Raw genomic sequence first — 26941 nt, 5'->3', positions numbered from 1 at the left:
GCCATTTGTGCAAACAGTCCAAACATTTCTCTGATTACATAGTAGATCTGCATTTGCAGAGCTAATTTTCCAACAATCCAATATTAGTATGCAAATTCAGAGATGAAATCACATGCTTCATTGAATTTCTCCATAGTCTTTAAGAGTTTGTCATGTTGCTCTTGATTAGTTATAAGTTTTGATTTGACAGTTAGTAGCATAGATTTCACCTCTTTTATATTGAGTATATGATTCAATAGTATATATGAATCAATAATATATATGACTACTGTGCCTGTGTTAAGTTGACGGAATTCCTCCCTCCGCTAAAGCAACAGGGCTTCCTTCCTTATGATCCGTGAGCGGATTCCAGTCCAAACTTCCCAAACACATTAGCAACTTCTTCTTTCATTCAAAGTCAACCCTATCATTCCGCTCACATAAAAGCTCATGTGTTTTTGACAGCAGCAAGATCCTGTTACAATAATGAAGAATTTTTACTTTCAGGCTAATCAGAAAGCACGGAAACCTGACCTTTCCAGATCTGAAACAAGGATAAGTGTGAGATATAAAAAGTATGAGGCCTGAAAAAAAGACGGGTTGGGATCATAAAATAAAGAATTATAAAGATATGAAATAGTAAAAAACTAGAAAAAACCTGTATGAATTGGATAATCCAGACAGAAAAATATGAAAAATGAGCGATTCGTGCTCTGGAAAAGTTAAAAGTCGAAAAGTGTCTTCTGGTTTTTAGGTTCAGCTTTTTTTAAGCCTTCTCCTGTATTTTCCTGCATGTCTGCAGAGGCTAAAACTTTATCAGTAATCCTTTGTTTTGGAAGCTCTATATCAACCAGATCCTCAACCAGATCCTTTTCTTTTGACGGTATGGAGAGGGGTTTCTGTAAAAATTCAAAAAATTGTTCTTTTTCTGGCAGTGATTCTGAAAGAGAAAGTAAACTATTTTCTGCAAGTTCCGGATCAGCAAGCAGTTTCTGTCCGGAAGTTTTTTTAGTCTCAAAAGTCTCTTTTTTCTCTACAGCCGCTTTTTTCTCTAAAGTCTCTTTTTTCTCTAAAGCCTCAGGTGGTGTGTCAAATCCCAGGTTAAGTGTTTTCTGCTTACCTTCGGAAGGCTGAGACTCAGGAATTTCAGGTTTCCCGGAAGGTGCTTCCTGTTTTTTCTCCGGAATATTAACGGGGCAGCTGAGGGTTTTCTGTTTCTCATCTACTGAAGGGACAGGAGCTTTAAAAAAGTCAGGCTCTTCGGTTTTATCCTTTATTTCACCGAGAAGTTTCTGTGCCTCATCGTAGATTTTCTGCAGTTTTTTGCTCGCTTTTGTACTTCCTGAAAGATACATAAGCTCCTCAAGCTCAAGCCCGAGGTTTGCAGTAACCTCAACAGCAGATACTTCATCCTTTAGCATTCGCGAGTAAAAACCCATAAGGTTGTTCCTCGAATAATGCATTGATTCAAAGCTATGCTCGCCGATCTTTGAAGCGATATTATCTCTCATATCCCGCTTCGAACGAGTCTGCCCGAGCCTTCTCCAGAGTGAAGGCTGCTGATATTTAATAAAGCCAGGGTACGGTCTTGTCTTTGAAAGGGCGGCCCCGCAGACCATAAGCATGCTGGCATACCTCCACATCCTGTAATTCTGGCGCTTTTTTACACGCCCGAGGTAAAGGTCAGCTTTTGAAAGATAGCAAAAACCCGCCCTTATATCTTCTAGGTCCCCATCCTTTCGGGCATACTGGATAGGCAGGTTTTCATCTATCCAGTGCACGAGATCTTCAGGACTTTCATCAAGCCCGCGTGCAGATTCAAGAGCCCTTTTACAGTCAGTGCTTTTAAAGATTTTCTGCATCGCCTTGAAGATATTCTCCTTGACGTCCCTGCCTGCAGTACTGATATCCTCAACTTCGATGGCTTCCTTCCCATTCGCTGCAGCCTGGAGGTCATTCATGGCACTCCTAAAATCTCCCCCTGCATTTTCTGCAATCTGCAGGACAGCTTCCTGGCTGCAATAAACCCCTTCAGCCTCACAAACTTTTTTCAAAGCAGGGACCATGGAACGACTCTGAACGGACCCGAACTTAATTTCCAGACATAGATTCCGTATTGTGGGTGTTAGCCCGTAAATGTCATTTGCAATAAGCACCATCGGCTGAAGCGTAGATTTTATGATCCCCGAAAGAGCCCTCATTCCCCCCCTGTCTGAAGTCCCATGGATATTATCCGCCTCATCAAGGATAATAAGGCGCTTCCCACCAAAAAAAGTATTCATTGACGCTGCAGAGCCAGCAATCTTCTCAATAACACCTGCAGTCCTCTGGTCACTTGCATTGAGTTCAATAACCTCCCAGTCCATATCCCTGGCCAGGGCATGGGCACTTGAAGTCTTCCCTATCCCTGCAGGCCCATAGAGAATTACCGCCCTTCTCTCAGGAATCCGGGATTGCCATTCCTCAGCCCATACCCTGAAATCCTGTATTGCCTTCTTGTTCCCCACGACATCTCCAAGTGTCCGGGGTCGGTATTTTTCAGCCCATTCGATTGCCGACATCATCATAAACCATACCAATAAAAAAGGAACTCATTATTAACTTTATATGTTTTAATTTCTTTATCAAGTAAAGCGCCTGCACTCCTATAATCTTCCAACGCCGATTTTTTAAAATAAAACATCACTTATAAATTAGTCTTCTAGAACAAAAACAATGCTCCTTATTCATAAGTTATTTTGCTTGAGATAATATAGTAATAATATCTATAGATTAGCCCTCTTTAGCGAAGCTTGCTTATATGATCCATAAAATTAGTCCTCCTGAGAAAGGCTCACTACTCTAACTTATAACTTAGTCCTCTTGAGCGAAGCGAAGCGTAGCGAAAAGGACCTCGTGCTCCCGAAGCGAAACTCGGGAAGCGAAACTCGGGAAGGGCAAAATTAATTAATGGGTGTGTTTGTTTTTCTTTGAACTACTTCAAATCTTAAACAAAAGTCTGGATGGATATGGAAAAGAACGGCATGTATGCCCTCCTTGAAGCTATCGAAGCACGAGCCCGGGCGAACAGGGCAAGAGTGGCTATGGGAATAAGGGAGCCAAACCCCAAGACTCTTGAGAGTGCATGGAAAGCCCAGGAAATGGGATATGCACAGGTTGTCCTTGTAGGAAATAAGAAAGAAATAGACAAAATAGGGACCAAACTTGAGGTTGTGGATACTGACGACCCCGAAAAAGTCCTTTCAGAACTACTGGTTTCAAGGAAAGTGGATGCAGCTATAAGGGGCACTGCAAAAGCATCCGGGACCCTTTCAAACCTGAAAGAAGCCCTTGGTATGAAGAGGGTTTGCAGACTTGCCCTGCTTCTGACAGCAGACGGAACACCTTTCTTCCTCGCTCCTGTTGGAATAGATGAAGGAAACACGATTGCAGACAAACTCCGTATGATTACCCTTGGTGCAGAGCATATAAGGAGGTTAGGAGTAGAGCCTGTTGTTGGAGTGCTTTCTGGAGGCAGGATCGGAGATATAGGAAGGGACAGGCGCGTGGACAGGACTCTCGCAGATGGAGAATTCGTAGCAGGACGGGCTCGGGAGCTCGGGATTAATGCCAGACATTACACAATTCTTATTGAAGATGCCATAAAGGAATCGAATTTCATCGTTGCCCCTGATGGGATCTCAGGCAACCTCATTTTCCGGACCATTGCTTTCCTTGGCGGAGGCGACGGGTTAGGAGCTCCGGTATTGATGGACGATTATGTGTTTGTGGACACATCAAGGGTAGGCGGGCATTTCACAAAAGCCATTATGCTTGCAAGTGCGTTATCCTACCTGCACAAGGAAAGAAAAAAGGTGATTTGCTGAATCTTATTGCTGAAAACTGGCCTCCCGTAAAAGGTGATTATGTTACAGGAAAACCGGATTCAAGGATTGCAGTCGTAACCCTTGCAAGCCACTTTGATGCCTGCCCTGATGCTGCCATCTGGGGAAGTTCAAAGACTGAAAATCTGGGAGTCGAAAAAATAATTGTAAACGTAATTTCGAACTCCAATATACGGTATATCCTTGTCTGCGGGACCGAGTCAAGGGGCCATCTGGCAGGCCATTCCCTGCTTGCAATCCATGCAAACGGGATTGATGAACAGGGCAGAATTAAAGGTTCGCAGGGTGCAATTCCCTTTATAGAAAATATCTCCCTGGGTGCAGTCGAACGATTCCAGCAACAGGTCACACTTCTGGACAGAATAGGGCTGAACGACCCTGAAGAGATCCGGAAGCTTGTGGAGGATTATAAGGAAAAGGGAGAAGTGTACCCTGAAGAGCCTGTGGTCGCCTGTGCCCCTAAAAAGAGGCAGTCCTCTTTTGCGGTTCCCACCTCAGGAGATGTAATAATCTCAGAAGAATTCGTAATGGATTCAATGGCAGGAATTATTTGCCTGGCGGAAAACCTCTGATCCTCTAAATTAAAGATATTAGTTTAAGAGATAAATTAGTTTGAGAAACAAATTAGCTTGAGAAACGAATTAGCTTGAGAAATATGTTAGCTTGGAAGATATATTAAGTTGAAAATATATTTTTAATCGATATGAATTATATGGATGTTTTGTAATAAAAAGAGTTAATTCAAAAAAAGTTAATTCGAAAAGAATCAATTCGAAAATAATCAATTCAAAAAATAATCAATTCAAAAAATAATCAATTCAAAAAATAATCAATTCAAAAAATAATCAATTAAAAAAGAGTCAATTTTAATACTGGCTTCAAAAAAGTAGTGAACTTTGAGAAGTATGGATTTTGAGGGCTAAAGATGTTTAAGTTCCAGAAAGAACAGGAAATTGCTAACATTGCAGGGGTAAAGGTAGGCGGACAGCCTGGAGAGTTACCTACAGTACTTGCAGGGACTATTTTTTACAATAAACACGAAATCGTAGAAGATGCTGCAAAAGGACTTTTTGATAGGACTGCTGCCGAAAAACTTGTAAACCTGCAGGAGTCGGGTTCGGATACTACCGGAAATCCCCATATGGTCCATATCTTTGGCACAACCCTCGAGAGTATAACTCGTTATATTGATTTTATTGCAGAGATTTCGGACTCTCCTTTTCTTATAGATTCCCCCGAAGGAACTGTACGTGCCCATGCAGCCGAATATGTTAGTGAAATAGGGCTTGCAGACAGAGCAGTCTATAACTCCATAAATATGAGCATAAATGTATCAGAAATAGAAGCTCTTGCTCAGTCCGATATTGACAGTTCGATTATTCTGGGCTTTAATGCCATGGACTCCTCTCTCCAGGGCAGGATGGCAATGCTCGAAACCGGCGCAGGCCTGTTAGAAGAGGGTCTCCTCTCAATTGCAGACAAATGCGGGATAGTCAACAAGCTTATCGATCCGAGCATTACCCCTATGGGAAACGGAGCCGGAATAGCCCTCAGAATGACCATTACCGCAAAAGCAAAATGGGGGCACCCTACAGGTTCTGGAATCCATAACGCTCCCTCAGCCTGGAACTGGCTAAATCAGCAAAAAGAAAAGGATCCTGTTCTGTATAAGATCTGCGACGTAGGCTCTATTTGCCTCCAGCAGGCTGCAGCCGGAGATTTCATCCTTTATGGTCCGATAGAGTATGCACAGTACGTTTTCCCCATGGCTGCAATGAGCGACATCATGATTGCTGAAGCTGTCGCTGACCTCGGTATCGAACCTGCAGAAAGACACCCGATTAACCTTCTAGTCTAATTTTTTGGCATGTAACCACTGGTAATCTGACCTGCAGTTTAGCCTGCTCTAAATTTAAAAGTCTGACCTGCCTTGCCTGAGAATAGTCCTTTGGCCTCGCGAATCGATTTTTCAGTCTACAGGCAAATATAATGCCTCCACCAGCCTGTATGACGGCCGGTCAAAAAAGAGGAAAGAAATAAAGGAAGAAGAACTTGAAAGAACGGATCAATATAGCGAATAAGGTTGTAAGGGTCAGTTCAGGAGACAGGGTTTTGGACCAGCTGTTTTTTTAAGCAATGTAACACCTTTTAGAAACTTTGCATCCAAAAGTATTTACTTCCATGAATTAAAAATATAATATAAAATTCCTTAAAATGGAAAATTATCAGTAAACTAAGTTAAGGGAGTGGGATAATGGCTATAATAAAGAACAAAACAAACCATACCATCCGGTTTGTAGCTTATCGGGCTGATGGGACCGAAATGCACCAGAAGGCTACGAAGATTCCGCCAAATCAGAGCCGTTATGTGAGCAAGGATTATGCAGGAGGTATCGACTGGTTTATCGTGACGGCTTTTCTTCCGGAGAGCAGCATTCAGGATCATGTGGATGTGGATATCCTGCCGGCTGTAAGGGATGGGGATGATTCTCTTACATTTGCAAAAGTAGGAATTGAAGAGAAGTTCGTATTTGTAGAGGATGTCGATAAAAAAGAATTCCGTTTTTACCATGATGAAGAAGAACCTGAAGGAGAAATACACGGCTGGTAAGCTAATAGGGTAAGCTATAAGGCAGAAGGGACTTCAAGATTTCAGGCTAGTCCTTTCAAAATTCCGTTTCTTTTTTGGCTGATTTACTTTTGGCTGATTTACTTTTGGCTGATTTACTTTTGGCTGATTTACTTAAACGTCCCGGTGCCCCCTGAGCCGGGCACATTACCTTCCTTCCCACCTGCACACCTGATACAGATACCTTTTCTACGATCCATGCACTGGCTGCACACAAGTTTTCCGCATAAATGGCAGGTATGAAGTTTAGCCGGGCGCCCGCAGATTGAACATAACCCCTCTACTTCCAGAATTTCGACCTCCTGAATTTCTCAATAAAAATAATTTTGAACAAATGGTTTGAATAAATCGTTTTGATAATAAGACTGCATAAAAGATAGTTTCGGGAAATTATAAACGTTTCCCGGAGACTGTATCTGAATGCCTCTTATTTGGATCTCTTTTCCAGTAGGCTCAGGCAAAGGGCAGGAAAAGCAATGAAACTCTGCAAGAAAACGCCCTGATCCAAAAAAAGGAAAGCGGAGAGAAAAACCTCCGGGAAAAAACAGAGTCTAAAACGGTTTCAGTCCACTATCCCGCCAGTGTTTGCGGAATGGACGGAACGCTGGTACCTGGCAAGGTAACCCGTGACCTCCTTTTTAGGAGGCACAAAGGAAGCTTTACGCTTTTCGAGCTCTTCTTCAGAAACCTTAAGGTCCAGAACTCTTTCAGGAATGTTGATTTCTACAAGGTCCCCATCTTTCACGAGACCTATCGGTCCCCCTTCACTAGCTTCAGGAGAAACATGCCCTATGCACGGCCCGCGAGTCCCTCCAGAGAAGCGGCCGTCAGTGATCAGAGCCACGGATTCGAGCAGACCCATACCTCCGATTGCGGCTGTGGCTGCAAGCATTTCGCGCATTCCGGGGCCTCCTTTAGGACCTTCATAGCGGATAATAATAATGTCTCCCGGCTTAATATCCCCTGCAAGAATGCTTTTCATGGCATCTTCTTCACAATCATATACTTTTGCAGGGCCTGTGTGGACACGCATTCTCGGGTCAACTGCAGCCTGCTTGACAACCGCACCATCGGGAGCAAGGCTGCCTTTGAGGATTGCGATTCCTCCTTCGGCATGGATTGGACTATCAAGAGTTGCAATAATCTCCTGATTCAGTTTCGGGTTAATTATTTCAAACTCATTCAGGTTTTCACCGATAGTTTTGCCATTAACTGTAAGCTGGTCGAGGTGAAGTTTTGATGCAAGCCTCTGCATGACTGCCTCGACTCCTCCTGCCCTGTCAAAGTGCAGCATGAAATTAGGGCCGCCAGGCCTGAGGGAAATAAGATGGGGAGTTGTCCTGCTCAATTCGTCAAAGGCTTCAAGAGGAAGTTTTAGTCCGAATTCATGGGCAAGGGCAGGAAGGTGCAGAGTAGTGTTTGTACTTCCTCCGACTGCCATATCGACCATTATGGCGTTTTCAAAGGATCTTTGAGTAACAATCTGTCTTGGAGTGATGTTCTCTTTTACAAGCTCTACAATGCGTTCTCCGGATTCCTTGGCAATGCGCGTCTTTTTTGCATCCACCGCATGGGCAGTTGCACATCCAGGAAGGCTCAACCCGAGAGCTTCGGTCATGCATGCCATAGTATTTGCGGTGAACATTCCTGCACAGGACCCTGCTCCTGCACAGGAAAGGTTCTCAAGCCTTTTAAGGTCGGCTTCGGAAAGTTTGCCCGCCCTGTAGGCCCCGACTCCTTCAAAGACTGAGATCAGGTCCGTATATTTATCATCCACATATCCGGGAAGCATTGGCCCTCCGGTCACAACAATAGCCGGGATATCAAGCCTGCCTGCTGCCATAAGGTGTCCTGGCACGATCTTGTCACAGGTGGGGATAAGGACCATGCCGTCAAACTGGTGGGCTCTGACCATCAGTTCGATTGTGTCCTCTATAACTTCCCGGCTTGGAAGAGAATATTTCATACCCTCATGCCCCATTGCAATCCCGTCGCAAACTCCTATGGTATGGAACTCAAAAGGAACTCCTCCAGCGTTCCTGATCCCGGCTTTTACAGCCTCAGCAAGTTTATTCAGGTGAATATGGCCAGGAACTATATCGTTCCAGGAATTGACAACCGCGATGAACGGCCTCTTCATTTCCGCATCCGTAACTCCGGTTGCTTTCAGGAGGGAACGATTGGCGGCACGTTCAGGCCCCTCTTTGATAATGGCGCTTCTCATTGCAAGTCTCCTTGTGATCTTGATATTGAAAACTGTCAGCGTAACTTGTTATAATGTATAGATAGGAAAAAACTTCATAGTATAAACAGATTGGGGAAGAAAAAACTATAAAGAAGCTGTAGAAAAAGTACCGAAACTCTGAAAAATTATAACAGGGCTGACTAAAAAGTACCTGAAAAATAACTGAAAAAAAAGAATATGAAGGAAAAATGAACCGAAGAAAAAAATAGAACTTGAAAAAAGGACTAAGAAATAGATAAAAGTTTGTTCTTGAAAATAAATAGTGCCTGTATTTTGACAATAGAAGACAAATTAGGAAAAGAGAATCCGTTTGAACCCTTAAAACCAGTACCTAATATCACAAAAAGGCAATTTAATATAATAGTATCCAAATATTTATATAGCCAATTAGGGATTTTGAGTTAAGCATAGTGAACGGGCCTGCCCTGAACTACATCTACAAGATCACACCCAAACAACACACCACAAAAATATAACCACAAGAGGGTTGCATCCGTTCACCAAATTCTTTTTCTTGCTTATGCACTCTTCTGTATCTTTTTTAGGACCTAACCAATAATTCAGGTGTTATTTCGATACAGAAAAGAATATTTTCATCTACTACTGGAATCCCGAGCTTACGCTTCCAGCTCTTCAGCACGGAAAAGACAGGGAATTGAGCTTCTCACGAAAAATCCACTCAAAGGGAAAACAGAGCTAAAGTAAAGAGATGAAACAAAGGTAAATGAGAATAAGTAAACACGGGCAAAACAGTTTTAGAAGCAAAGGAATCTGTGGTAAGGCTTCCCTCAAAACCTTACCGCAGATTCTTTTATGGAGGTTTTTATGTTTGTTGGACTTTTTTGCCATTTTTTAGATTTTAGCCATTTTTTAGATTTTAGCCATTTTTGGTTTTAGCCATTTTCGGTATTCCGTATTCGATGACCTTTACTGTACTCAACATAATTTTTTGAATCCGCTCTAGCTTCATATCTGGTCGGTTAACATCCGGATTGGATGCTGCTATTCTTCTGCTGGAGTTCGTTAAGGGGTTCATGAAGGATCTCGCGGATTTACAGTTTTTCCAGCCGGTTATTTTTGGTGGTGTGATGGAGTTATTCTGGCTGGCAGGTCCGTACTGCGAATGCGGAACACGGAATCTTACTACCTATAAACATATATAAATAGATTTCGATAAAGCTGCAAAAAAGAATACGGCTGATAAAGGAAGTTTGTAGCCGAACCCACAGATATATGAATAAATAGTTTTCGGTCGTATAAGGTGCAGCTAAATAGAAAAAGAAAACCCCCGGATCAAATAAACTGATATTCGATAAAAACACAATTATATAAAAGAAAGCGGACCAAAATTACAGGCAAACCTGCAGGCGGCAAATGTACAGACCGGTAAATTCGCACACATGTCAGGTTGCGATCCTGAAGATATACAGTTCCTAAAGTATTATTCCTGAAGCGGTTATTAAAAAAATCCTGTGCAGGCGGTTAGAAGAAAATGGACAGCGAAACTTCGGAAAAAGAAGAACTGAACACCTATCCTAGCGTAGCAGATGCTGCGGATGGCGAAAGGGGAAAAGCTCTCCATGCAGCTCTGGAAAGAGAAGAGGCCCTGAAGACCATAATTAACAACAGTCAGGTAGTTGTATTTCTCTGGAAAAACGAAAAAAGAAGGCCTGCAGAGTTTGTTTCCGAAAATGTGTTAAACTTTGGATACACGGCAGAAGATTTCATATCAGGCAGTGTACTGTACGGGGACATTATACACCCTAATGACCTGGCCAGAGTTGAAGAAGGGCTTGAGAAAAGAATAAGAAGCGGGGTTCCGGGTTTCAATATGGAATACAGGATTTTTACAAAAGCCAGGAAAATACACTGGGTAAATGAAAGGACCTTTATTCAGAGAAATCCGGAAGGAGAGGTAACCCACTTTCAGGGAGTGGTGCTTGACATCACCGAACAGAAGAAAAGCGAAGAAAAACTGGAAAAAGTCCTTAAGATGCAGAAGGTGCTCACCACAGTGATCAACAACAGCCCGGCAGTTGTCTTCCTGTGGAGGAATGAAAAGTACTGGCCCGCAGCTTTTGTATCGAGTAATGTAGTACAGTTTGGATATACAGTTGACGATTTTATATCACGGGGAGTCCTGTACGGAAAGATTATACATCCAGATGACTTTATAAGAGTTGAAGAAGAACTCGAGAGACATATCCAGAAAGGGGAAGTGAGCTTCAATTCGGAATATAGAATTTTTACAAAGGCAGGAGACCTGCGCTGGGTAAACGAAAGAACCTTTATCCAGAGAGAGGGAGATGGGAAAGTGACCTGCTTTCAGGGAATAGTGCTGGATATAACCCCCAGGAAAAAAGTTGAAAAAGCCCTGAGAAAATCCCTCGAAATGCAGAAACTGCTGAAAACGATAATCAATAAAAGCTCAGCAGTAGCTTTTCTCTGGAAAAATAAGGAGAACTGGCCTGTAGAGTTCGTTTCAGAAAATGTAACGCAGTTTGGATATACTGCAGAAGATTTCATTACTGGTAAAATCCTTTACGGAGATATAGTTCATAAAGAGGACGTCAACTCGGTTTCGGAAAGTCTTGCACGCTCGATTAGAGAAGGATACGACTCTTTTGAGATGGAATACCGAATTTTCACAGGAGACGGCAATATCCGCTGGGTTGAGGAGAGGACGTATATCCAGCGGGATAGCAAAGGCAACCCGTCACACTTTCAAGGAATAGTTGTCGACGTTACCGAAAGAAGAGAAGCACAGGAAATGCTTGATATCCAGCGGGAACTCGGGATGTCGCTGAGCACTACTTGGAACCTCCAGACCATGCTTTCCCGTATCCTTGATGCCTGCCTGCAAATAAAAGAGATAGATGCAGGGGGCATATACCTGAAAGATGAGCTTCTGGACCAGATCAACCTGGTTGCACACAGGGGACTTTCCTCCGAATTTGTGAGAAATATTTCTGCATACAGGATAGACTCCCCGGAAGCAAAGCAGGTCTGGACCGAGAAACCCATTTACAAACTGAGTTTTTTTGCTGAAGAAATGGCAGATATGCTGAGGAACGAAAAGATAACTGCAGTTGCAGTAATCCCTATGAAGCACAGGGGAGAGATAATAGGCAGCCTGAACTTTGCTTCCCATACTGTGGACAGGATTCCGCAAAACGTCCGCAATTTCCTGGAGAGTGTCGCCCTCCAGGTTGTGAACTATATAGCGCCTATCCGTATAGAGGCAGACCTGATTTAAAAACAGCTGTCTGAAGCTCTAAATATATCGACGACGAAACCCTTATTTAAAATAATTTTTATAATTAATGCTGGTTGGGGAGCGAGGAAAGCCACAGGGTTACGCCTTCGAGCTCTGAGCTTTAGATACGCAACTGCCGGTTTTTGCTCTCTTTTTCCGGGGTTTGCATTAATAAGACTTATTATATCGCCGGAGGGGATACAGGTTGAAAGCAATAGTAGTTTATCTCAGTACCTCAGGGAATACAAAGGCTATGGCTGAAGCAATAGGGAACGGGATTGAGTCAAAGAATGTGGATGTAAAGGTTGTCAGTTTTTATGATGTAAAGCCCGAAGAACTCAATGAAGCACAAGCAATTGCAGTTGGCTCTTCGACTTTTTATTACAAAATGCTGCTGCCCATGGAAAAGTTCATGAACGAAACCCTTATTTCCGCAAACCCGCAGGGCAAGATAGGAGCTGCTTTTGGGTCTTACGGGTGGAGCGGAGAAGCACCCATAATGATAGCCGAGAAGATGCGGGAGATGGGAATGAGCGTGGTGGACCCCGTGCTTCGGATCCTTCACAAGCCAACCGACAAGGATCTGCAGGAATGCAAGAGGCTAGGCATCGATATTGCAGAAAAACTGAAGCATAAAATCAAAAAGGCGGAATCATAAGCCAGCCCGAGCGGTTAGAGAAATGGGTGGCCTGACGTTATCTCATGGCCATCTCCACTCGTTTTCGGAATTCATCAGGGCTTTCTGAAACAAGGATAACAGTTCTGAAAAAACCTTTATTTTTCCTGATTGCCACACCTTTTGCATGCTTTCCCACAAAAATTAGCTTGCGGCCCCATATTCTGACGCCCCAACCCATATACCACGGGAATTCTTCCATAATCTCTACCGAACTGATATCTGAAAAGGGAATGCTGTACCTGAATGGCGGAAAAAACGCAACCACGCTGTCGGAAGTTATAAGGAATTTCATGCCAAAAAAACTCCACATTGCAGTAAGGTAAATGAGAAGGATAAGAGGCAGAGCATATCTTTCATCAGGATCGGTATCAAAGCCGAAAAGCCCTGCACGAGAAAAGATATAAAATGCCAGGATAAGTAGCAAGCCTGCAAACATAAGCAGTTTTAGTTGTTTACTGTAAGCTGCTTTCTGTTCATAAAAACCTATTATAAAAATTCCTCCTGATTTTGAAGAATATAATTTTTTTCTGTGCCGGCATTCCTGTACACATTTGCAGGCAATCCGCATATAGTCCGTACAAAATATTTCTGTACAGATAATGTATTCAGGGGCGTAAGTCATTCCTTAGGTACACTGGTAATCTGAGTCGAATCAAGCAATAGCTCGTTAAAAAGCTCAGTACCCAGTTTCAGGGCAGAGGGGTCGTAGCATATAAGACTCTCCCTGTCAAAATGCCTCTGGTTCTTTGGGAAAAGGGATATCAGGAAAAACCTGTCCGTAACTGTAAGACTTGCAATTTTCAGTTCGCCCGAATACCGGAAAAATCTGACATTTTCAAGAGCTATCATGCTCCGGAAGTCTTCCATATAGTCCATATAGTACCGCTGAAAGACGGACTCAGAAATCAGAAGGGATAATTCAACTCCTTTTTTTGCAAGCTCCTGATAAAGAGAAATCATAGGTGGATGAAAGTAAGCTATGGCTTCAAGAACATGACCTGACCTGGAAAGGTTTTCCACGACTTCCTGGTCGAGTTCAAACATACGGTCGAGATCAGGCTGGATGAGTTTACATTTACCGAGTTCTCCGAGCCTCTTGCGAAAAGAAAAAGGGATCCCCTGCAGGTCCTTTTCCGACCAGTAATCAAAATTATCTTCAAAAAGCTCTATAGTATTGATAAGTGGCTGCATTTTTTCAACAAGGACTTTTCCGATGAGTGAGAGTGTATACGTTTTGTCCTCCTGCGTGACCAGAGACATATCTTTTAATTTTTTAATCTGAGGCAGAATGGAAGTGGAAGTTACCTGAAGAGCTTCCGTAATTTCATCCATATTTTTGGGTCCTCTTCTCAGAAAAAGAAGTAACTGTTTTCGTTTATCGGAAAGAAAAATCAGCTCTATAAGTTCCAGTTTCACCCTTCGGTCTCCTTATTAGTTCTATAAGGCTAAAAAGATTACAAATAAGACTTAAAAGATTACAGCCGCCAGAAATATATAAGTTATTACTCTCTCACCTTTTTACTCAAAAAAAGCAAAGTCTTTAATAAATCTGAGTCACCTGGATGAAACGGCGGCAAAAGTATAAACTTAATCCCTGAAAACTAATAAAATTGCTTCTAAAAGCACCAATAAAATATTTTGGCAAAGAAAATTCTTAAAAAATTAAACATTTACAGTGAAAAAATAAGTGTAATACAATGAATAAGTGTAATACAACGAATAAGTGCAGTACAGTGAAAAACAAATATAATCTCCCTGGCTTGAGAGCTATCGCTAGAAGCTGTTCTCTCTTATCTCAAGTCAGGGTATCTTCCTTAAACTCAAAGTTTCAAGCTGGAGATTACATAACAAATAAGGATTCTTGAAAGATTCGGAATCTTTCAGCATTATCTTATCTGTATTGGAGATATAAGGGAAAATCTCAAGAGATAATCCCGGTTGACAGGATTTCAGGCAGAAGCTTCCTTGGTCAAGATATAGGCTACCATTTCAGGATTCAGCTTGCTTTCCCTTGCAACTTTTTCTTCGATTCTCTCAGCAGGTGTACCTTCCATCTTCAGTTCTCTTATCTTCTCAATCACTGAGGAAGGGATACTGTAATATTCGTTAATGTCTTTCCTGTGGCCCCAGACATCTCCTTCGATAAGCTGGATTCTCTGCATCTCAAGGAACATTTCTATGGACTTTGAGACCGTGCGCCTGTAAGATTTGGGTAACTGGATTACCTCAATTTTCGGGCAGGTTTCTACCAGCGCAAAGATGTCTTTGTTCGAAGGCCTGAAGGCCAGGTGAACAACACGCTCATTAGGGTTAAGTGTAAAGATTTCTTCCCTGGAACTAACTACTCTAATTTTCACTATGTCTTCCCCCACTGTAAAGTTCTTTTATGTTTTTACCTCATTATAAACTACTTATACTTATTATAAATATTTATCTACCACGCCCGTTAATTTTCAGACAGTATTCTGCATTTTCAGCCCTCTTTCAGAACTCTAAAAGAGACCGGAAAATCTCGAAAAAGGAATAAAAACCAGATTTAAGTGTTCGGGCTTGAGAACTCCTCAAGCCCTATAGTAAGCCTCCCCGGAGAAAAAAATGACGAAAAAACGCAAGTGAGAGAAATAATAGAAATCACCAGGGAAGAATCTATGCCCCATGATCCACTTTTTCAGGAGCTTGCCCTTTAACTTGAGATACAGTTTAACAGCTGCCCTGACCTCAAAATTTACAGGACACACAGTAGAGAATTTCCTAGAAGTTTTTCATAAGACAACAAAAAAGCCCGGAACAAAACTCGGGTCACCCTACCTGTAAGTAATTACTCGTTGTAAAGCTCAGGTCCGGCTCGATTCGCCCTTCTCAGGTAAAAACAAAAAAATCGCAAAACCCGTGAAAAACGCAGGCTTATCTTTTTCTGTTAACCCGATTTTATCACAGTGATTAAGATACCTGCAAGTTTCCTAATATTTAATTCTGTTCTATTTATTGTTCTATTTATTTTACTATTCATTGTACTATTTATTGTACTATTTATTGTACTATTTATTGTACTATTTATTGTACTATTTATACCCGTGCGAGATCCTTTTTAGCCGCGTTCGTTTTTTAGCTTTTTTAGTAGTTTTTCGTTTCATTTCTTTTTTTGGCTTTTTTAATAGCTTTTCCTTTCATTTCTTTTTTAGCTTTTTTGTAGTTTTTCCTTTCTGGTTATTCCTTCTTTTAAAAAAATAAGCAGTTGCACAGAATTGCTATACTATCTTTCCAGAGTGAAACAGACTTAAAGAAAAAAATATAATTGGTTCTTATGTATGAGCTTGTCTCGCCAGTAAATCCCCTTGCCGTCCTGAAGTACATTGGACATCTTCTGCTGGTATTTTCAGCAGTCCTGCTTGTCCCGATGCTTGCTGCATTTGTTCTCGGGGAAACAGACGCAGCTTTAGTCTATGGAAGCAGTGCCCTCTTAACTGCGGGAACGGGTGCTATACTACAGAAACTGCTTCCGGATTTCGAACTTGAACTAAAAGAAGCCCTGATCCTTGCAGCCATTACCTTCCCGCTTTGCTCTTTAGTTACCGCAGTGCCAATGGCGCTTTCGACCGGAATGCCCTTTCTGGACGCTTATTTCGAGTGTGTCTCTGGCGTGACAACAACGGGACTAAGTCTTGCCCCGCCTTCCCCTACAAGACTCTTTTTCTTCACCCGCTCCTGGCTGCAGTGGATAGGTGGAATAGGCATAATCGTGCTTGTGCTTGGGATCCTTATCCGTCCCGGGACTACAGCATTCAGGCTTTACAGAGTGAACTTCGGGGAAAGCCGAATTCGCCCCAGTGTAATTGCAACGGCAAGGACACTCGGCACGGTTTATTTTATTCTGACATTGCTTTCACTGACACTTCTGCTCCTCAGCGGCATGCCTTTTTATGAAGCCGTTTGTCATGCTCTGAGTGCGATTTCTACAGGCGGATTTTCAACGCAGGCTGAAAGCATCGGAGCATACGAGGGCTTCTTGATCCCTTTCCTGATAACAGTTTCCTGTATAATGGGTGCAATAAGTTTCTCGCTCTATCCTGAAGTCCTGGAGGACCCCGGGAGCCTTATAAGGGACCCGCAGGTAAGGTACATGCTCGGGCTTTCCGTGCTCGGGACAGCACTTTTTGCTTTAACACTGTCAGGAGGAGAAGGTGGACCTGAATTGCTCCAGACATTGCCTGATGCTGTTTTTCAGACAGTTTCAGCCCTTACCGGAACCGGTTTTGCCACGATAGACATAGCACCCCTTTCAGATGCTTCAAAAGGTTTCCTCAGTGCAATTATGTGCATCGGAGGCAGCGTAGGCTCAACTACAGGCGGGATTAAGCTTTTCCGGTTGATTGTATCGTGCAGCTCATAAGGCTGGTTTTCTACCGCTTTTTTCTCCCCAGAGAAGCAATTACCCCTCTCAAGGTAAAATCGCAGGTAGTTGATCCCGAAGAAGTCTACCACATCATGACCTATGTGCTGCTTTATTCAGTTGTGCTTGTGTTCTCAGCTTTTATTTTCATGCTTTACGGCATAAACTCGGCAGATGCTATTTTTGAGACTTCAAGTGCTCTGGCTACGGCAGGGCTGTCCACAGGCGTGACCTCTTCCAGCATGCCTTCCCTGCTCAAGCTTGTGCTCTGTGCCGATATGCTGCTTGGAAGAGTAGAGATAATTCCGCTCTTTATCCTGCTGCTTCCCAGGACATGGTTTGGAAGAAGTAAAACCGGAGAAAAAAGAGCCCGAAAAGATACAGCCTGAAACAAATTAATAAGAGGAGAGAGTAGAAGAGATGATAAAAGTAAAAAATGAAGAAAGAAGGATTGGAAAAAAAGAATTGGAAAAGAAAGATTAGAAAAGGAAAATTAGAAAAGGAAAATTAGAAAAGGAAAATTAGAAAAGGAAAATTAGAAAAAAGGGATTAGAAAAAGTAAAGAGACTGCGAAAAAAGAAAAAGACCGTATAAAGGAAAGAAAAAAATGAGAGTAATTATTATTGGAGCGAGTTCCCTAGGGATACACCTGACCCACACGATGATCCAGCAGGGAAATGAAGTTGTCCTTATAGAAAGGGATGAAGAAGTTGCCAGGGAGCTTGCTGAAGAACTTGACTGCACCGTAATCAATGCAGAGGGCACCCGCCCTGACATCCTGGAAAAAGCAGGATTGGATTTCACGGATGCGGTTGTAGCCTGCACCAACCATGACCAGGACAATATTCTGATAGGCCTGATTGCACAGGAAGCAGGAGTAAAAAGGGTTATTGTCAAAACTGACGACACAAAGTTTATGGAAATTGCAAAAAAGCTGGGAATTAGCTCCCCGATTAACCCCCCTCATATCTCCTCAACCATTATTTCTGATGCCCTTCGCGGAGTTGATACAATCGAACTGAGCAACCTTGTCAGGGCTGACGTACGCGTAATAAGCCTCACAACAGAGAAACATCATTCCGGCAAAAGGATTTCTGAAGTCCAGTTTCCGGAAAATACCGAATGTATCGGGCTTTACAGGGAAAACGACTTTATCCTTGCACGGGAAAATCCAAGGCTTGAAGAAGGGGACGAACTCCTTATAGTCACACGTTCAGGACATATAGACAGGATTTATGAGAAACTTCGAGAAACATGACGCTACATATTAGCTACATATTAAACACCAACCTGAAAGTGCCATTATAATGCTTTTTTAATTTCTTTTTTGGAGATCCCGCCGGGCTAGCTGGTGGAGTTCCTTGTAAATTCGGGATGAAAAAAATATTAAAAAATAGACTGAGGGAGAGTTACTCCTGAAAAAAGAAAGATATACAGAGAATATCTCAGATAATAGAGATACATCTCGGAAAATCCGGAAATATCTGAAATAGCTCGCCTGCAGTTAAACTCAGTGAATAAGTTAAATGGATTCCAGCATTGATAGGTTCGTGAAATAAAAAAAGCCGGAACAGGTTTATTTTATGCGAATGGATGTTTTGCTGAATCCTTTTTGGCCAGCGCCTCTTTAACTGTCGGACTGCTCTCCATTGCACGGGCTATTGCAAGCTTCGTAGCCTCATAGTTGTATTCGTAGACTTTATCTTTGTCTTTTGCATCCCATTCGATAAAGACAGAGACGATAATGAAAATGTCATCTGCGTGCTCTTCAGGAAGCACTCCAATAGCTACCGAATCCATAACCGCTTTTGCAACCGCAGCCTGAGCCGGCCCGAACATCAGGGCAGCCTGCGCCACATTCTTGATCGTTACCTTGTTTACGAGCAGGGTCACAGGTTTTGGCTGGACATTAGGCTCAAGGACTGCAAGGAGCGGGGTATGCCCCTGCCTGGGCATTGCAAGGGAATTCATGAACGCTGCTTCTACCGGTCCTCCTCTTGGGCCAATAATCAGGTCTATGTGAGCAATTTCCGGACCCGAGCCGATAAGGGCTTCTCCAATCATGCTTTTTAAAACAGTTTTTACCAGATTTAACACCTCAATCTATAGAAAATAAACAAACGTGTAATACTTTAAAACGTACATAAATAATTTACCAATTTTCAACTCTGGCAGAAGAATCTAACCTTTTTTAACAGAAAGTCCTTTAAAAGGATGCAGGACAGTCTGGAGATTTATGCTGCAGTCGACTGCAAAAAATAGGAAAAATAAAAGACGATCCCGTAGAGGAATGCTCCGGGTTTCAAAGCCCACTTTCAGAAAGCAGAGGAAACAGGCCCTTCAGGAAAAGTCGATAATTTAAGACTGATCTCACAGGAAAATCCCTGAAAGGATCTCAAGCCTTTTGCTCCAGTGGTCAAATCCCCTTTTCGCCGCATACCAGTCGAAGAAATCAATTTCATCTCCCATGTTTCCGGCTTCGAACCTTGCCCTGAGCTCACCTGAGCTGTACCCGAACTTTGCCTCGAAATCCTCACAGATTACGGAGTACCGCCTGACCTTGTATTTTGCAACATGCTTTTCATGTTCCAGAGCAGAACGGATAGCCTCACATACTTCCTGAGGTGAGAAATCAGTTTCTATATTAAGCGTGAAACTCATGTCTATCCTGATTAAGAATAGTCTCCTATTTCATATAAAGTAATTATGAAAATAAACAATTGGACAGGTTTATTACCTGAGAAAGTCTTTCCTCATGCCTTCCATTTTATGATTTAACGTTAAGGTGAGAAGTCCCCTTCCTCGACAGGTCGGATTTATCCGAGGTGGCAGGTGGGGGATGAAAGCCGTCAACTTCCAAACTGTTAATCGTTGTTGATTCCGTTATATTATTAATATTTTCAACCCCGATTATATATTATCCGTAGCTCTCCCTCGCCCCTGTGGTAACAAAGTAGGGGATAGCCGGATACTGTCAGGTACAAACTTTCTGAACTTAGACTATGAGGTTCTACAGAGAAGTTCTGTAGGTAAAAGTTTGAACGGGGAGCAGTAGAGCTTGACAAGGTATCAGCAATAAGAAGTTGTGAAACTTATTGCAAAATGCCTTGTGAACGGGCTTTCAATATTCGTACTGGAAATCTACGACAATACAGGTTTTTTGATGTTTGAGATTCTCAGGAATCGAAGCAAGTGAGAAAAACACTCGTAGGAAGCTCATCCCTCGAAACTGAGCCGAAAGGCGAAGAATTCAGGGAGGGGTAGTTCACTTATCATAATTACTCTATTCCGTCCTTATTTCAGAATTTCTTTTTACTGATTAGTTTTATTGATTAGTTTTACTGATTAGTTTTACTGATTCGGTTTATGGATTCATTTTATGGATTCATTTTACTATTTCTTTTTATCGTTTCTTTTTCTCCCTTACAGCAAGTCCTATCAGGAGTATTACCATAACCCCAACAATTACTTTGATAGCCATGGAAGTTCCTGTCCAGTCTTTATCATCAGCCGCCGGTACGGACCAGGAAGTTTTTTCAGGCATCTCGGACTGCCTGGTAGCTATGGAAAGCTCGAGAGGTTCCGCTGTTTCTTCTGACTCACCTTCTTTATATTCAACAGCTTTTTTGCCTGTTATAATTGCAAACGGAGAGAAACCCGGAGTCCTGGCTTCAAAATACATGTACTGGCTGTCTTCTCCAGTTTTACGCGTAGGAAGAGCATTCCATTTCCCATCTGAATACCTGTACATGAATATTGTTGGGCCTCCAGTCTTGTTTTCTGTAATTTCGGCCCTGTTGACTCTGAACCCTATAATGGCATTGGCAATGTTCTCTGGAGTCGCAAAGCCTTCATTTCCTACCCAGATATTCATGTACCTGTAGACCTTTCCGGAGGGTTCTTTCGGGGTCAGGACAGACCTGTTCTTAAGCTGTTCTACTATGGTTGTAGTCTTCCCGAAGTTTTTCTTCGCATCGAACTTCACATAAGTGATAGAAGTGGCATTTTTAGCGAATTCAAACCTTATGCTGTCTCCGTTTGTAATGAACTCCTGGGAAAGTTCTTTGACTTCGATATTACTTGCAGGCTCAGGAGAGCCGCCACCACCGCCTGATGAGGTTCCGCCGGAGCTTCCTGACCCACTGCTATCTTCTTCCTCACCAACTTGAATGTAATCAGCCCATGTAACAGCGCTGTACCCGTAGGCACTGCTGATGTTGAGGGTTACGGAATAACTCCCGGGCTCAGAGTACTCGTGGCTCGGACTCTGGGAAGCAGACGTATTCCCGTCTCCAAAGTCCCAGAACCATGTAGTAATGTTGCCTGTGGAAGTGTCGTTAAACTGGACGGTCAGGGGTGCACCCCCTTTCCGCGCCGAGACAGTAAAAGAAGCATGAAGCCCGTCTCCGACCATAATATAGTTAGACTTGGTGAGATTGTTCCATGCAGTACCGTTACCTACCCTCAAAGTGACCGTATAGGACCCATTATCCGTAAACTCGTAAACAGGATTTTGTTCAATCGAATCTATGGTCCCGTCCGAGTTAAAGTCCCATTCCCAGGCAGTCGGGCCGCCGCTCGAGCGGTCTTCAAACCGGACAATGAGAGGAGCTTTGCCTGAGATTACGTTTGATGTAAAGTCAGGAGCCGGTGCGGCGATAGAGAGTACGTTTACAAAAGAAGGGGCCTTGAAGGTATTGGACCCAAAAGCATTTGTTACTGTCAATCCCACGGTATACTTCCCGGAGCTGGAATATATGTGAGACGGGCTCTGAGATGTAGAGTTGTTGCCGTCTCCAAAGTCCCAGAGCCAGGAAGTCACGTTTCCGGTGGAGGTATCAGTAAACTGAACTGTAAGCGGGGCATTCCCTTCCTGCGGAGATGCGCTAAAAGAAGCCACAGGAGCCCCACCTGCATTAATATAGTTAGATTTTTTCGTATTGCCCCTGGCAGTGCCGTTGACTGCATTCAGGGTAACAGAATAAGTCCCCGAAGAAGTGTACACATAAACAGGATTTTGTTCTCTTGAGTCAATTTTTCCATCACTGTTAAAGTCCCATTCCCAGGATGTAGGGCCATTTAAACTCAGGTCCGTAAACCGAACTGTAAGCGGAACTGCGCCTGAAGTAGTATCGGATGTAAAATTGGCTACCGGAGCAGCAATTGAGTATGTACGGATAAAAGAAGGAGCTTCAAAAGTATCGGAATCAAACGAATTCGTTACAGTTAGCTTCACGGTATATGTCCCTGCTCGGGAATATATATGAAGTGGATTTTTGGCGTTTGATGTGCTCCCGTCTCCGAATTCCCAGAGCCGGTAAGTAACGGACCCTGTAGAGGTGTCAGTAAACTGGACGGTAAGAGGGGCTTCTCCCTCGAGCGGGGATGCGGAAAAACTGGCTGTAGGACCACTTCCGACAGTAATATAATTAGATTCTGTAATATCATCACTGACAGTACCGTTAGTTGCTATCAGGGTGACTGAATATGTTTCTGCAACCGTATACGTATGAACCGGATTCTGTGCGGTTGAACTGGTTCCATCTCCAAAGTCCCATTTCCAGGAGGTAGGACCACCGCTCGAGCGGTCTTCAAACCGGACAGTTAGAGGGGCTTTGCCTGAGGTTACGTTAGAGTTGAAACTGGCTTCTACGACAGGGACGACGTGTTTTTCTGTAACGGTAATATAGTCGTCCTTGACAACACTGACAGGGACAGTGCCGTTATCTACCGTTAGAGCTACGTCATATATCCCTGCTCCAGAGTACGTGTGGGAAGGGTCTTTGTCACTTGATGTGCTGCCGTCCCCGAATTCCCAGAGCCAGGAAGTCACGGGTCCTGTAGAGGCATCAGTAAACTGTATTGTTAGTGGTGCTTCTCCTGACACCTGAGAAGCCAGAAAGTCCGCACTAATTGATTCGTTTCCGCCATCCGCGGCAGAGCTCACATCCGAACCCACAACTACCGCTAATGCCGAAGATACTAAAAACAGGAGTATCAATACCGTTATTTGTTTCAATTCACACACCCTATCTACTTTTCGCTTTTCTGCTGACATCCCACTACTCCCTCCGCATACCCAGCCAGCTGTTTAAAGATAATATTAAGCTATTTTAGAAGCCAATTTAGATCCCGAATTATAGTCGTTCAGATGACACTGCTCTTCATTTTCTATGAACCCGACGGATCTTTTGTTCTGGCAAATTAATACCTGTACAGTAAACTAAGTCACCCCATCATTAAATTAAAGTAGATCTGCTTCTATTTTTTGAAGAGTATCACTTTCTTAACTTACTGTGGATAAATAAATCTCATAAACTGTTAAGCCGGTCCTATGTCTGAAAAGCTCTAAGGTTTACTGAGAAGAATGAAGTGTTCTTCTCTTAAGATATATTACCAATATTTCTTTACATAAATAAACTAACACTTTAAATGGGAATTAATATCCGGAATATTAAGCTTTTTGGTTTTAGACTATCGGAGCAGCTTTATTTTCCTGGTGTCAGATATTATATTTTAATAGAGGCGCTTTTATATTAAGGACCAATTATTAACAATATTTCCTGGAGGTAATCATATGAAACACCTGGCACATTCAGGGCTGAAAAAAATGTAATTTACAAGTTTTTTAAAGTAGTCTTTTGCTTTTAATGCAAATTTATGGCTTAAAGAAAACGAAAAGTGAGATGACATAACGGAAGATTATGAAAAAATAAAGACGCAAAAAGATAGAAGAGAACTGATAAAAAACTGCCAAAAGTAAATTTGAAATGACGTGGATTTACAAAAATTGCTATAAAATATGTTCTATAGAATAAGTGAGATAGAATAAGTGAGATAGAATAAGTGAGATAGAATAAGTGAGATAGAATATGAAAATTCAAACCTCTTTTACCTGAACTGCTTCTTTTAACATGTGAGAGAAAAGATCGGTACCCCATTTAAGGGCTTCAGGTTCTGAACTGAGCAGGCTTTCGTGTTCAAAGAACTTCTCCCTGGGTAAAAGAGTGAGCAAAAAAAACCTGTCTGTTACTGTAAAGTCTGCAATTTTAGGGTCCTGCGGAAAGACAAACAGGCTGACGTTCTTAAAACTCAGGAAAGAGCACAATTCTTCTCTGTAATCCATTTTGAACCTCTGGAACACTGGCTCTGTAAGCATCAGAGAAATTTCAACTCCTTTTTCAGCAAGTTCCGGGTAGAATGTGGTAAAAGAGGGGTGAAAATAGGAAGCGAAACCTAGAATATGCGTGGAGAGGTGAAGTTTCTCTACAAATTCAGGGTTAAGCTCGAACATATGGCTCATTTCCGGAAGGATGAGCTTGCAATTCTTCAGTTCAAAAATCCTTTTGCGTAAAAAAGGAGGGATCCCTTCAAGGTTCCTTTTTGTCCAATAGTCAAAATTATCTTCAAGGACTTCCAGAGTTCTCAGGAAAGGCGGCATTTTGTCAGCTATTACAACTCCCATAAAAGAGAGTTCATAAATATGCCCTTTCTGTACAACAAGCTTACCTTCTTTTAATTTTTTGATCTGTGGGAGGATTGAAACAGGATCTGCGGAAAGGTGTTCCTGAATTTCAGCCATACTCCTGGGTTTATTCATAAGAAAAAGAAGAAGTTTCTTCCTTTTATCAGACAGAAAAACCAGTTCTGTTAATTTAGCATGCTCCTTCATTAAAACACCATTAAAAAAATGTTACTGATGAAAGGATGTTAAAACAACTATTTATACATTCTTATTAACTTTAGACACTCGTGTAATATACTGAAAAAATGAACAAAAATAAAGGAATAGGAACTGAAAAAAAGATAAAATTGAGAAAAATAAATAAAAACTGGACAAGAAAAAAATAAAGATAAAAATAAAAAATAAGAAATAAAAAGAGAGAATGAGAAATAATGGTAGAAAACATATTTGGAGATAATAAATAAAGTAAACGAAGAAAAAAGGAAAGAAAAGGAAAGAAAAGGAAAGGAAAAAGGAAAAAGGAAAAAAAAGGTTTTTACAGCTTCAGGTAGAAAAGGCTGCCGGAAAGAACATAATTCTTGCACCAGGCGGCATTCCGCCAGTTAGAACCTGACAGCATTAAGGACAGCTAGCTTTATTTTCCAATGGTCAAGCCCTCTTTTTGCGGCATACCAGTCAAAACATTTTTCGTCATCCATATATTCGCCGGCTTCGAATTTTTGCACGAATTCCGTGGAGATCAGGTCGTACTGGTCTTCAAATTCATCGCAGATCATGGCATAGCGTTGTACCTTGTATTTTGCAAGATGTTTCTCATGTTCCAGAGCCGAGCGAATAACCTCGTTTGCTTCCTGCAGCGAGTAATCGGTATCAATCTGCAATGTAAGGTCCATGTTTATCCCATAGAAGAATTATTGATGATACTAAAAATGTTGCGGTTACTAAAAATTAATCCTATATCTCTTTTTCTATTTGTTCAGAAAGCTTTTCTTCCATAAGTAATTAAGGGTTCAGGCAGGAGAGAGAAAGAGAAAGAGAAATTTAGTAAAATGAAATAAAAATTTAGTAAAAATATAGTTATAAAAATATAGTAAAAAATAGTTATGCAAGCTATAAACTCAAAGAAAGCTAATAAAAAAGAAATATAAAAATGGTTGAGATACAGGACGGAAGGATAGAGATATAGAAAAGTGTGGATTTGGGAATGAACCCACACCGTCATCAGTTCCGGGTTACAAAACGGATTATTCCGGAATTCTCCATGTTCTTATAAATGAACGCTGAAGAGTATGCAAGCAGCATGAACTTGAAGCCCTGGGCAAAGTCCATCTCCATGAACATCAAGATCATGTATGCGAAGAAGGCAAACTGTATCGCACACAGGACCATTCCGGCTGCTGTGAACATTTTCTGACGGCTGCTACTATCACTACTATCACTACTGTCTGGATCATCTGATTCTTCTGACATCTTGTTTCAAACCTCTTGGATAAAGCTCTAAGGGGTGTTTCTGTTTTTGATTTAGTTTAATTTATTTTATTTGAATTATGTTTTTTGTGGTTCAGTTCAGGTAATTTATATGCAGTTTCCAACCGGCTCAAATTGAGCAGCAACCCCGTTTTAAAGCGTATAACGTAGGTACTACGAAGCCCTTAAAACGAGATAAAAAGTTGAAAACTTCAATGGATGCATCTGAAGGTTCACTGGAATTGATACCTGGGTGCAACATTACCTGAAAAAACACTCTCCAATTTAGAGACTTTTATACAATATTACTATTTGAACGGGATAGTATATATAACTTATGTGGAGAATGCGTGTAAAGCGGGGACTGAAGCTGGTTTTAGTTTATGAGATTTGAGAGTCATATATCAATTCCCGAGATAATTTTTAGCCTTTTGTTCCAGATATCAAGGCCTCTTTTTGTGGCGTACCAATCGAAAAAGTCACTCGCGTCTCCGAGTTTTCCGGAATCGAATTTCTCCATAAAAAGGTCGGAATTCATCCCGTATTTGTTCTCAAAATTCCCACAAATATTCGAATACTTCTTTATTTTGTATTTTGCAACGCGCTCATTATACGCAAGAGCTTCGCGGATGACCTCACTTACCTTCTGAAGCGTGAAGTTATCTTTTATATTCACTGAGAGAGTCATGCTTCTGTCACTGAATAGAAATTATGCTTCATTTTATAACAAGGTGATTCAGAAACACCGCTTTTCCGGATTAGATTAAGAAATCATTCTGTGACTGCTCCCCTCATTGAAATGAGGGGCATCTATCGGTTTTACGAACAGACTGCAATCCCAGTCTGAGAATATTAATGGAAGCATTAAGATCACGGTCAATAGATAAGCCACAGAAAGGACAATTATGGGTTCTTTCTGACAGATCTTTTTCTACCAACATACCAAC

The 26941-nt window shown here is 42.0% G+C and carries 23 protein-coding genes; 10 read left to right on the top strand and 13 right to left on the bottom strand.

The genetic code is table 11. The features are described from left to right. Positions 1 to 701 precede the first annotated feature (701 nt). Positions 702 to 2558 carry a replication factor C large subunit gene (locus FXV91_RS13860; protein WP_229391278.1) on the bottom strand — a complete coding sequence of 619 codons (1857 nt, stop codon included), beginning with the start codon at positions 2556 to 2558 and terminating at the stop codon, positions 702 to 704. Between the two features lie 429 nt (positions 2559 to 2987). Between FXV91_RS13860 and mtxX the strand changes: the two genes are divergently transcribed. The 4 genes from mtxX to FXV91_RS13840 all read left to right on the top strand — a co-directional run bounded on the left by mtxX (position 2988) and on the right by FXV91_RS13840 (position 6474). Next, the gene (gene mtxX, locus FXV91_RS13855; protein ID WP_229391285.1) at positions 2988 to 3845 is read left to right on the top strand and encodes a methanogenesis marker protein Mmp4/MtxX; all 858 of its coding nucleotides are present in this window, start codon (positions 2988 to 2990) and stop codon (positions 3843 to 3845) included. Further along, positions 3842 to 4435 carry a tetrahydromethanopterin S-methyltransferase subunit A gene (locus FXV91_RS13850; RefSeq protein ID WP_229391284.1) on the top strand — a complete coding sequence of 198 codons (594 nt, stop codon included), beginning with the start codon at positions 3842 to 3844 and terminating at the stop codon, positions 4433 to 4435. Before mtxX ends, FXV91_RS13850 begins: the two co-directional genes overlap by 4 nt. Before the next feature lie 353 nt (positions 4436 to 4788). Further along, positions 4789 to 5721, top strand: a complete 933-nt coding sequence (gene mtrH / locus FXV91_RS13845) for a tetrahydromethanopterin S-methyltransferase subunit H (protein ID WP_229391277.1) — start codon at positions 4789 to 4791, stop codon at positions 5719 to 5721. Positions 5722 to 6117: 396 nt separating this feature from the next. Further along, the gene (locus tag FXV91_RS13840; RefSeq protein WP_229391276.1) at positions 6118 to 6474 is read left to right on the top strand and encodes a hypothetical protein; all 357 of its coding nucleotides are present in this window, start codon (positions 6118 to 6120) and stop codon (positions 6472 to 6474) included. A gap of 580 nt (positions 6475 to 7054) precedes the next feature. Here FXV91_RS13840 and ilvD read toward each other — a convergent pair. After that, positions 7055 to 8716 (bottom strand): dihydroxy-acid dehydratase, encoded by a 1662-nt coding sequence (gene ilvD / locus FXV91_RS13835; protein WP_229391275.1) that lies wholly within the window; start codon positions 8714 to 8716, stop codon positions 7055 to 7057. A 1513-nt stretch (positions 8717 to 10229) separates the two neighbouring features. On the opposite strand from ilvD, the gene FXV91_RS13830 reads away from it, so the two are divergent. Continuing rightward, on the top strand, positions 10230 to 11993 hold the full coding sequence (locus tag FXV91_RS13830; protein WP_229391274.1) for a PAS domain-containing protein: 1764 nt from the start codon (positions 10230 to 10232) through the stop codon (positions 11991 to 11993). 205 nt (positions 11994 to 12198) lie between these two features. Further along, on the top strand, positions 12199 to 12651 hold the full coding sequence (locus FXV91_RS13825; RefSeq protein WP_229391273.1) for a flavodoxin domain-containing protein: 453 nt from the start codon (positions 12199 to 12201) through the stop codon (positions 12649 to 12651). Between the two features lie 37 nt (positions 12652 to 12688). On the opposite strand, the gene FXV91_RS13820 is transcribed toward FXV91_RS13825, so the two are convergent. The 3 genes from FXV91_RS13820 to FXV91_RS13810 form a co-directional block, all read right to left on the bottom strand. Further along, positions 12689 to 13294 (bottom strand): hypothetical protein, encoded by a 606-nt coding sequence (locus FXV91_RS13820; protein WP_229391272.1) that lies wholly within the window; start codon positions 13292 to 13294, stop codon positions 12689 to 12691. Then, positions 13291 to 14088, bottom strand: a complete 798-nt coding sequence (locus FXV91_RS13815; protein ID WP_345945527.1) for a winged helix-turn-helix domain-containing protein — start codon at positions 14086 to 14088, stop codon at positions 13291 to 13293. The genes FXV91_RS13820 and FXV91_RS13815 overlap by 4 nt, the downstream gene beginning before the upstream one ends. Before the next feature lie 533 nt (positions 14089 to 14621). Then, entirely contained in the window at positions 14622 to 15029 is a 408-nt protein-coding gene (locus FXV91_RS13810; RefSeq protein ID WP_015410979.1) for a DUF1699 family protein, read from the bottom strand. Positions 15030 to 15212: 183 nt separating this feature from the next. Here FXV91_RS13810 and FXV91_RS13805 point away from each other — a divergent pair, with 183 nt between their 5' ends. The 4 genes from FXV91_RS13805 (at position 15213) to FXV91_RS13795 (ending at position 18320) form a co-directional block, all read left to right on the top strand. Next, a complete protein-coding gene (locus tag FXV91_RS13805; protein ID WP_229391269.1) occupies positions 15213 to 15359 on the top strand; it encodes a hypothetical protein in 147 nt (48 codons plus the stop codon). A gap of 617 nt (positions 15360 to 15976) precedes the next feature. After that, positions 15977 to 17062, top strand: coding sequence for a potassium transporter TrkG (locus FXV91_RS19875; protein WP_255680549.1), 1086 nt, complete (start codon positions 15977 to 15979; stop codon positions 17060 to 17062). Further along, positions 17050 to 17451, top strand: a complete 402-nt coding sequence (locus FXV91_RS19870) for a potassium transporter TrkG (RefSeq protein ID WP_345945526.1) — start codon at positions 17050 to 17052, stop codon at positions 17449 to 17451. Before FXV91_RS19875 ends, FXV91_RS19870 begins: the two co-directional genes overlap by 13 nt. A gap of 218 nt (positions 17452 to 17669) precedes the next feature. Next, positions 17670 to 18320, top strand: coding sequence for a TrkA family potassium uptake protein (locus FXV91_RS13795; RefSeq protein ID WP_229391268.1), 651 nt, complete (start codon positions 17670 to 17672; stop codon positions 18318 to 18320). Between the two features lie 323 nt (positions 18321 to 18643). On the opposite strand, the gene fae is transcribed toward FXV91_RS13795, so the two are convergent. The 8 genes from fae to FXV91_RS13745 form a co-directional block, all read right to left on the bottom strand. Continuing rightward, the gene (fae, locus tag FXV91_RS13790) at positions 18644 to 19126 is read right to left on the bottom strand and encodes a formaldehyde-activating enzyme (protein ID WP_229391267.1); all 483 of its coding nucleotides are present in this window, start codon (positions 19124 to 19126) and stop codon (positions 18644 to 18646) included. A gap of 306 nt (positions 19127 to 19432) precedes the next feature. Next, entirely contained in the window at positions 19433 to 19723 is a 291-nt protein-coding gene (locus tag FXV91_RS13785) for a hypothetical protein (RefSeq protein ID WP_229391266.1), read from the bottom strand. 742 nt (positions 19724 to 20465) lie between these two features. Beyond that, positions 20466 to 23120, bottom strand: a complete 2655-nt coding sequence (locus FXV91_RS20120) for a PKD domain-containing protein (RefSeq protein WP_275948905.1) — start codon at positions 23118 to 23120, stop codon at positions 20466 to 20468. A gap of 822 nt (positions 23121 to 23942) precedes the next feature. Next, entirely contained in the window at positions 23943 to 24644 is a 702-nt protein-coding gene (locus FXV91_RS13765) for a winged helix-turn-helix domain-containing protein (protein WP_229391265.1), read from the bottom strand. Between the two features lie 485 nt (positions 24645 to 25129). Next, complete coding sequence (locus tag FXV91_RS13760; RefSeq protein ID WP_229391264.1) at positions 25130 to 25420, bottom strand: hypothetical protein; 291 nt, start codon at positions 25418 to 25420, stop codon at positions 25130 to 25132. Positions 25421 to 25748: 328 nt separating this feature from the next. Further along, a complete protein-coding gene (locus tag FXV91_RS13755) occupies positions 25749 to 25997 on the bottom strand; it encodes a hypothetical protein (protein WP_229391262.1) in 249 nt (82 codons plus the stop codon). A 394-nt stretch (positions 25998 to 26391) separates the two neighbouring features. After that, positions 26392 to 26682 (bottom strand): hypothetical protein, encoded by a 291-nt coding sequence (locus FXV91_RS13750; protein WP_229391261.1) that lies wholly within the window; start codon positions 26680 to 26682, stop codon positions 26392 to 26394. 103 nt (positions 26683 to 26785) lie between these two features. Further along, a complete protein-coding gene (locus FXV91_RS13745; protein ID WP_255680556.1) occupies positions 26786 to 26935 on the bottom strand; it encodes a transposase in 150 nt (49 codons plus the stop codon). Positions 26936 to 26941 lie beyond the last annotated feature (6 nt).

The sequence above is a fragment of the Methanosarcina sp. DH2 genome (assembly GCF_020804225.1).
GTDB lineage: Archaea > Halobacteriota > Methanosarcinia > Methanosarcinales > Methanosarcinaceae > Methanosarcina.
This window is presented reverse-complemented; position numbering and strand designations above follow the sequence as displayed.

What these genes read in the sequence shown, in the direction of transcription:
- mtxX (WP_229391285.1), top strand. Translation starts at nt 2,988, where the DNA reads ATGGAAAAGAACGGCATGTATGCCCTCCTTGAAGCTATCGAAGCACGA.
- FXV91_RS13840 (WP_229391276.1), top strand. Translation starts at nt 6,118, where the DNA reads ATGGCTATAATAAAGAACAAAACAAACCATACCATCCGGTTTGTAGCT.
- FXV91_RS13830 (WP_229391274.1), top strand. Translation starts at nt 10,230, where the DNA reads ATGGACAGCGAAACTTCGGAAAAAGAAGAACTGAACACCTATCCTAGC.
- mtrH (WP_229391277.1), top strand. Translation starts at nt 4,789, where the DNA reads ATGTTTAAGTTCCAGAAAGAACAGGAAATTGCTAACATTGCAGGGGTA.
- ilvD (WP_229391275.1), bottom strand. Translation starts at nt 8,716, where the DNA reads ATGAGAAGCGCCATTATCAAAGAGGGGCCTGAACGTGCCGCCAATCGT.
- FXV91_RS13765 (WP_229391265.1), bottom strand. Translation starts at nt 24,644, where the DNA reads ATGGCTGAAATTCAGGAACACCTTTCCGCAGATCCTGTTTCAATCCTC.
- fae (WP_229391267.1), bottom strand. Translation starts at nt 19,126, where the DNA reads ATGATTGGAGAAGCCCTTATCGGCTCGGGTCCGGAAATTGCTCACATA.
- FXV91_RS20120 (WP_275948905.1), bottom strand. Translation starts at nt 23,120, where the DNA reads ATGTCAGCAGAAAAGCGAAAAGTAGATAGGGTGTGTGAATTGAAACAA.
- FXV91_RS13785 (WP_229391266.1), bottom strand. Translation starts at nt 19,723, where the DNA reads ATGAGTTTCACGCTTAATATAGAAACTGATTTCTCACCTCAGGAAGTA.
- FXV91_RS19875 (WP_255680549.1), top strand. Translation starts at nt 15,977, where the DNA reads ATGTATGAGCTTGTCTCGCCAGTAAATCCCCTTGCCGTCCTGAAGTAC.
- FXV91_RS13760 (WP_229391264.1), bottom strand. Translation starts at nt 25,420, where the DNA reads ATGGACCTTACATTGCAGATTGATACCGATTACTCGCTGCAGGAAGCA.
- FXV91_RS13745 (WP_255680556.1), bottom strand. Translation starts at nt 26,935, where the DNA reads ATGTTGGTAGAAAAAGATCTGTCAGAAAGAACCCATAATTGTCCTTTC.
- FXV91_RS13820 (WP_229391272.1), bottom strand. Translation starts at nt 13,294, where the DNA reads ATGACTTACGCCCCTGAATACATTATCTGTACAGAAATATTTTGTACG.
- FXV91_RS13750 (WP_229391261.1), bottom strand. Translation starts at nt 26,682, where the DNA reads ATGACTCTCTCAGTGAATATAAAAGATAACTTCACGCTTCAGAAGGTA.
- FXV91_RS13755 (WP_229391262.1), bottom strand. Translation starts at nt 25,997, where the DNA reads ATGTCAGAAGAATCAGATGATCCAGACAGTAGTGATAGTAGTGATAGT.
- FXV91_RS13795 (WP_229391268.1), top strand. Translation starts at nt 17,670, where the DNA reads ATGAGAGTAATTATTATTGGAGCGAGTTCCCTAGGGATACACCTGACC.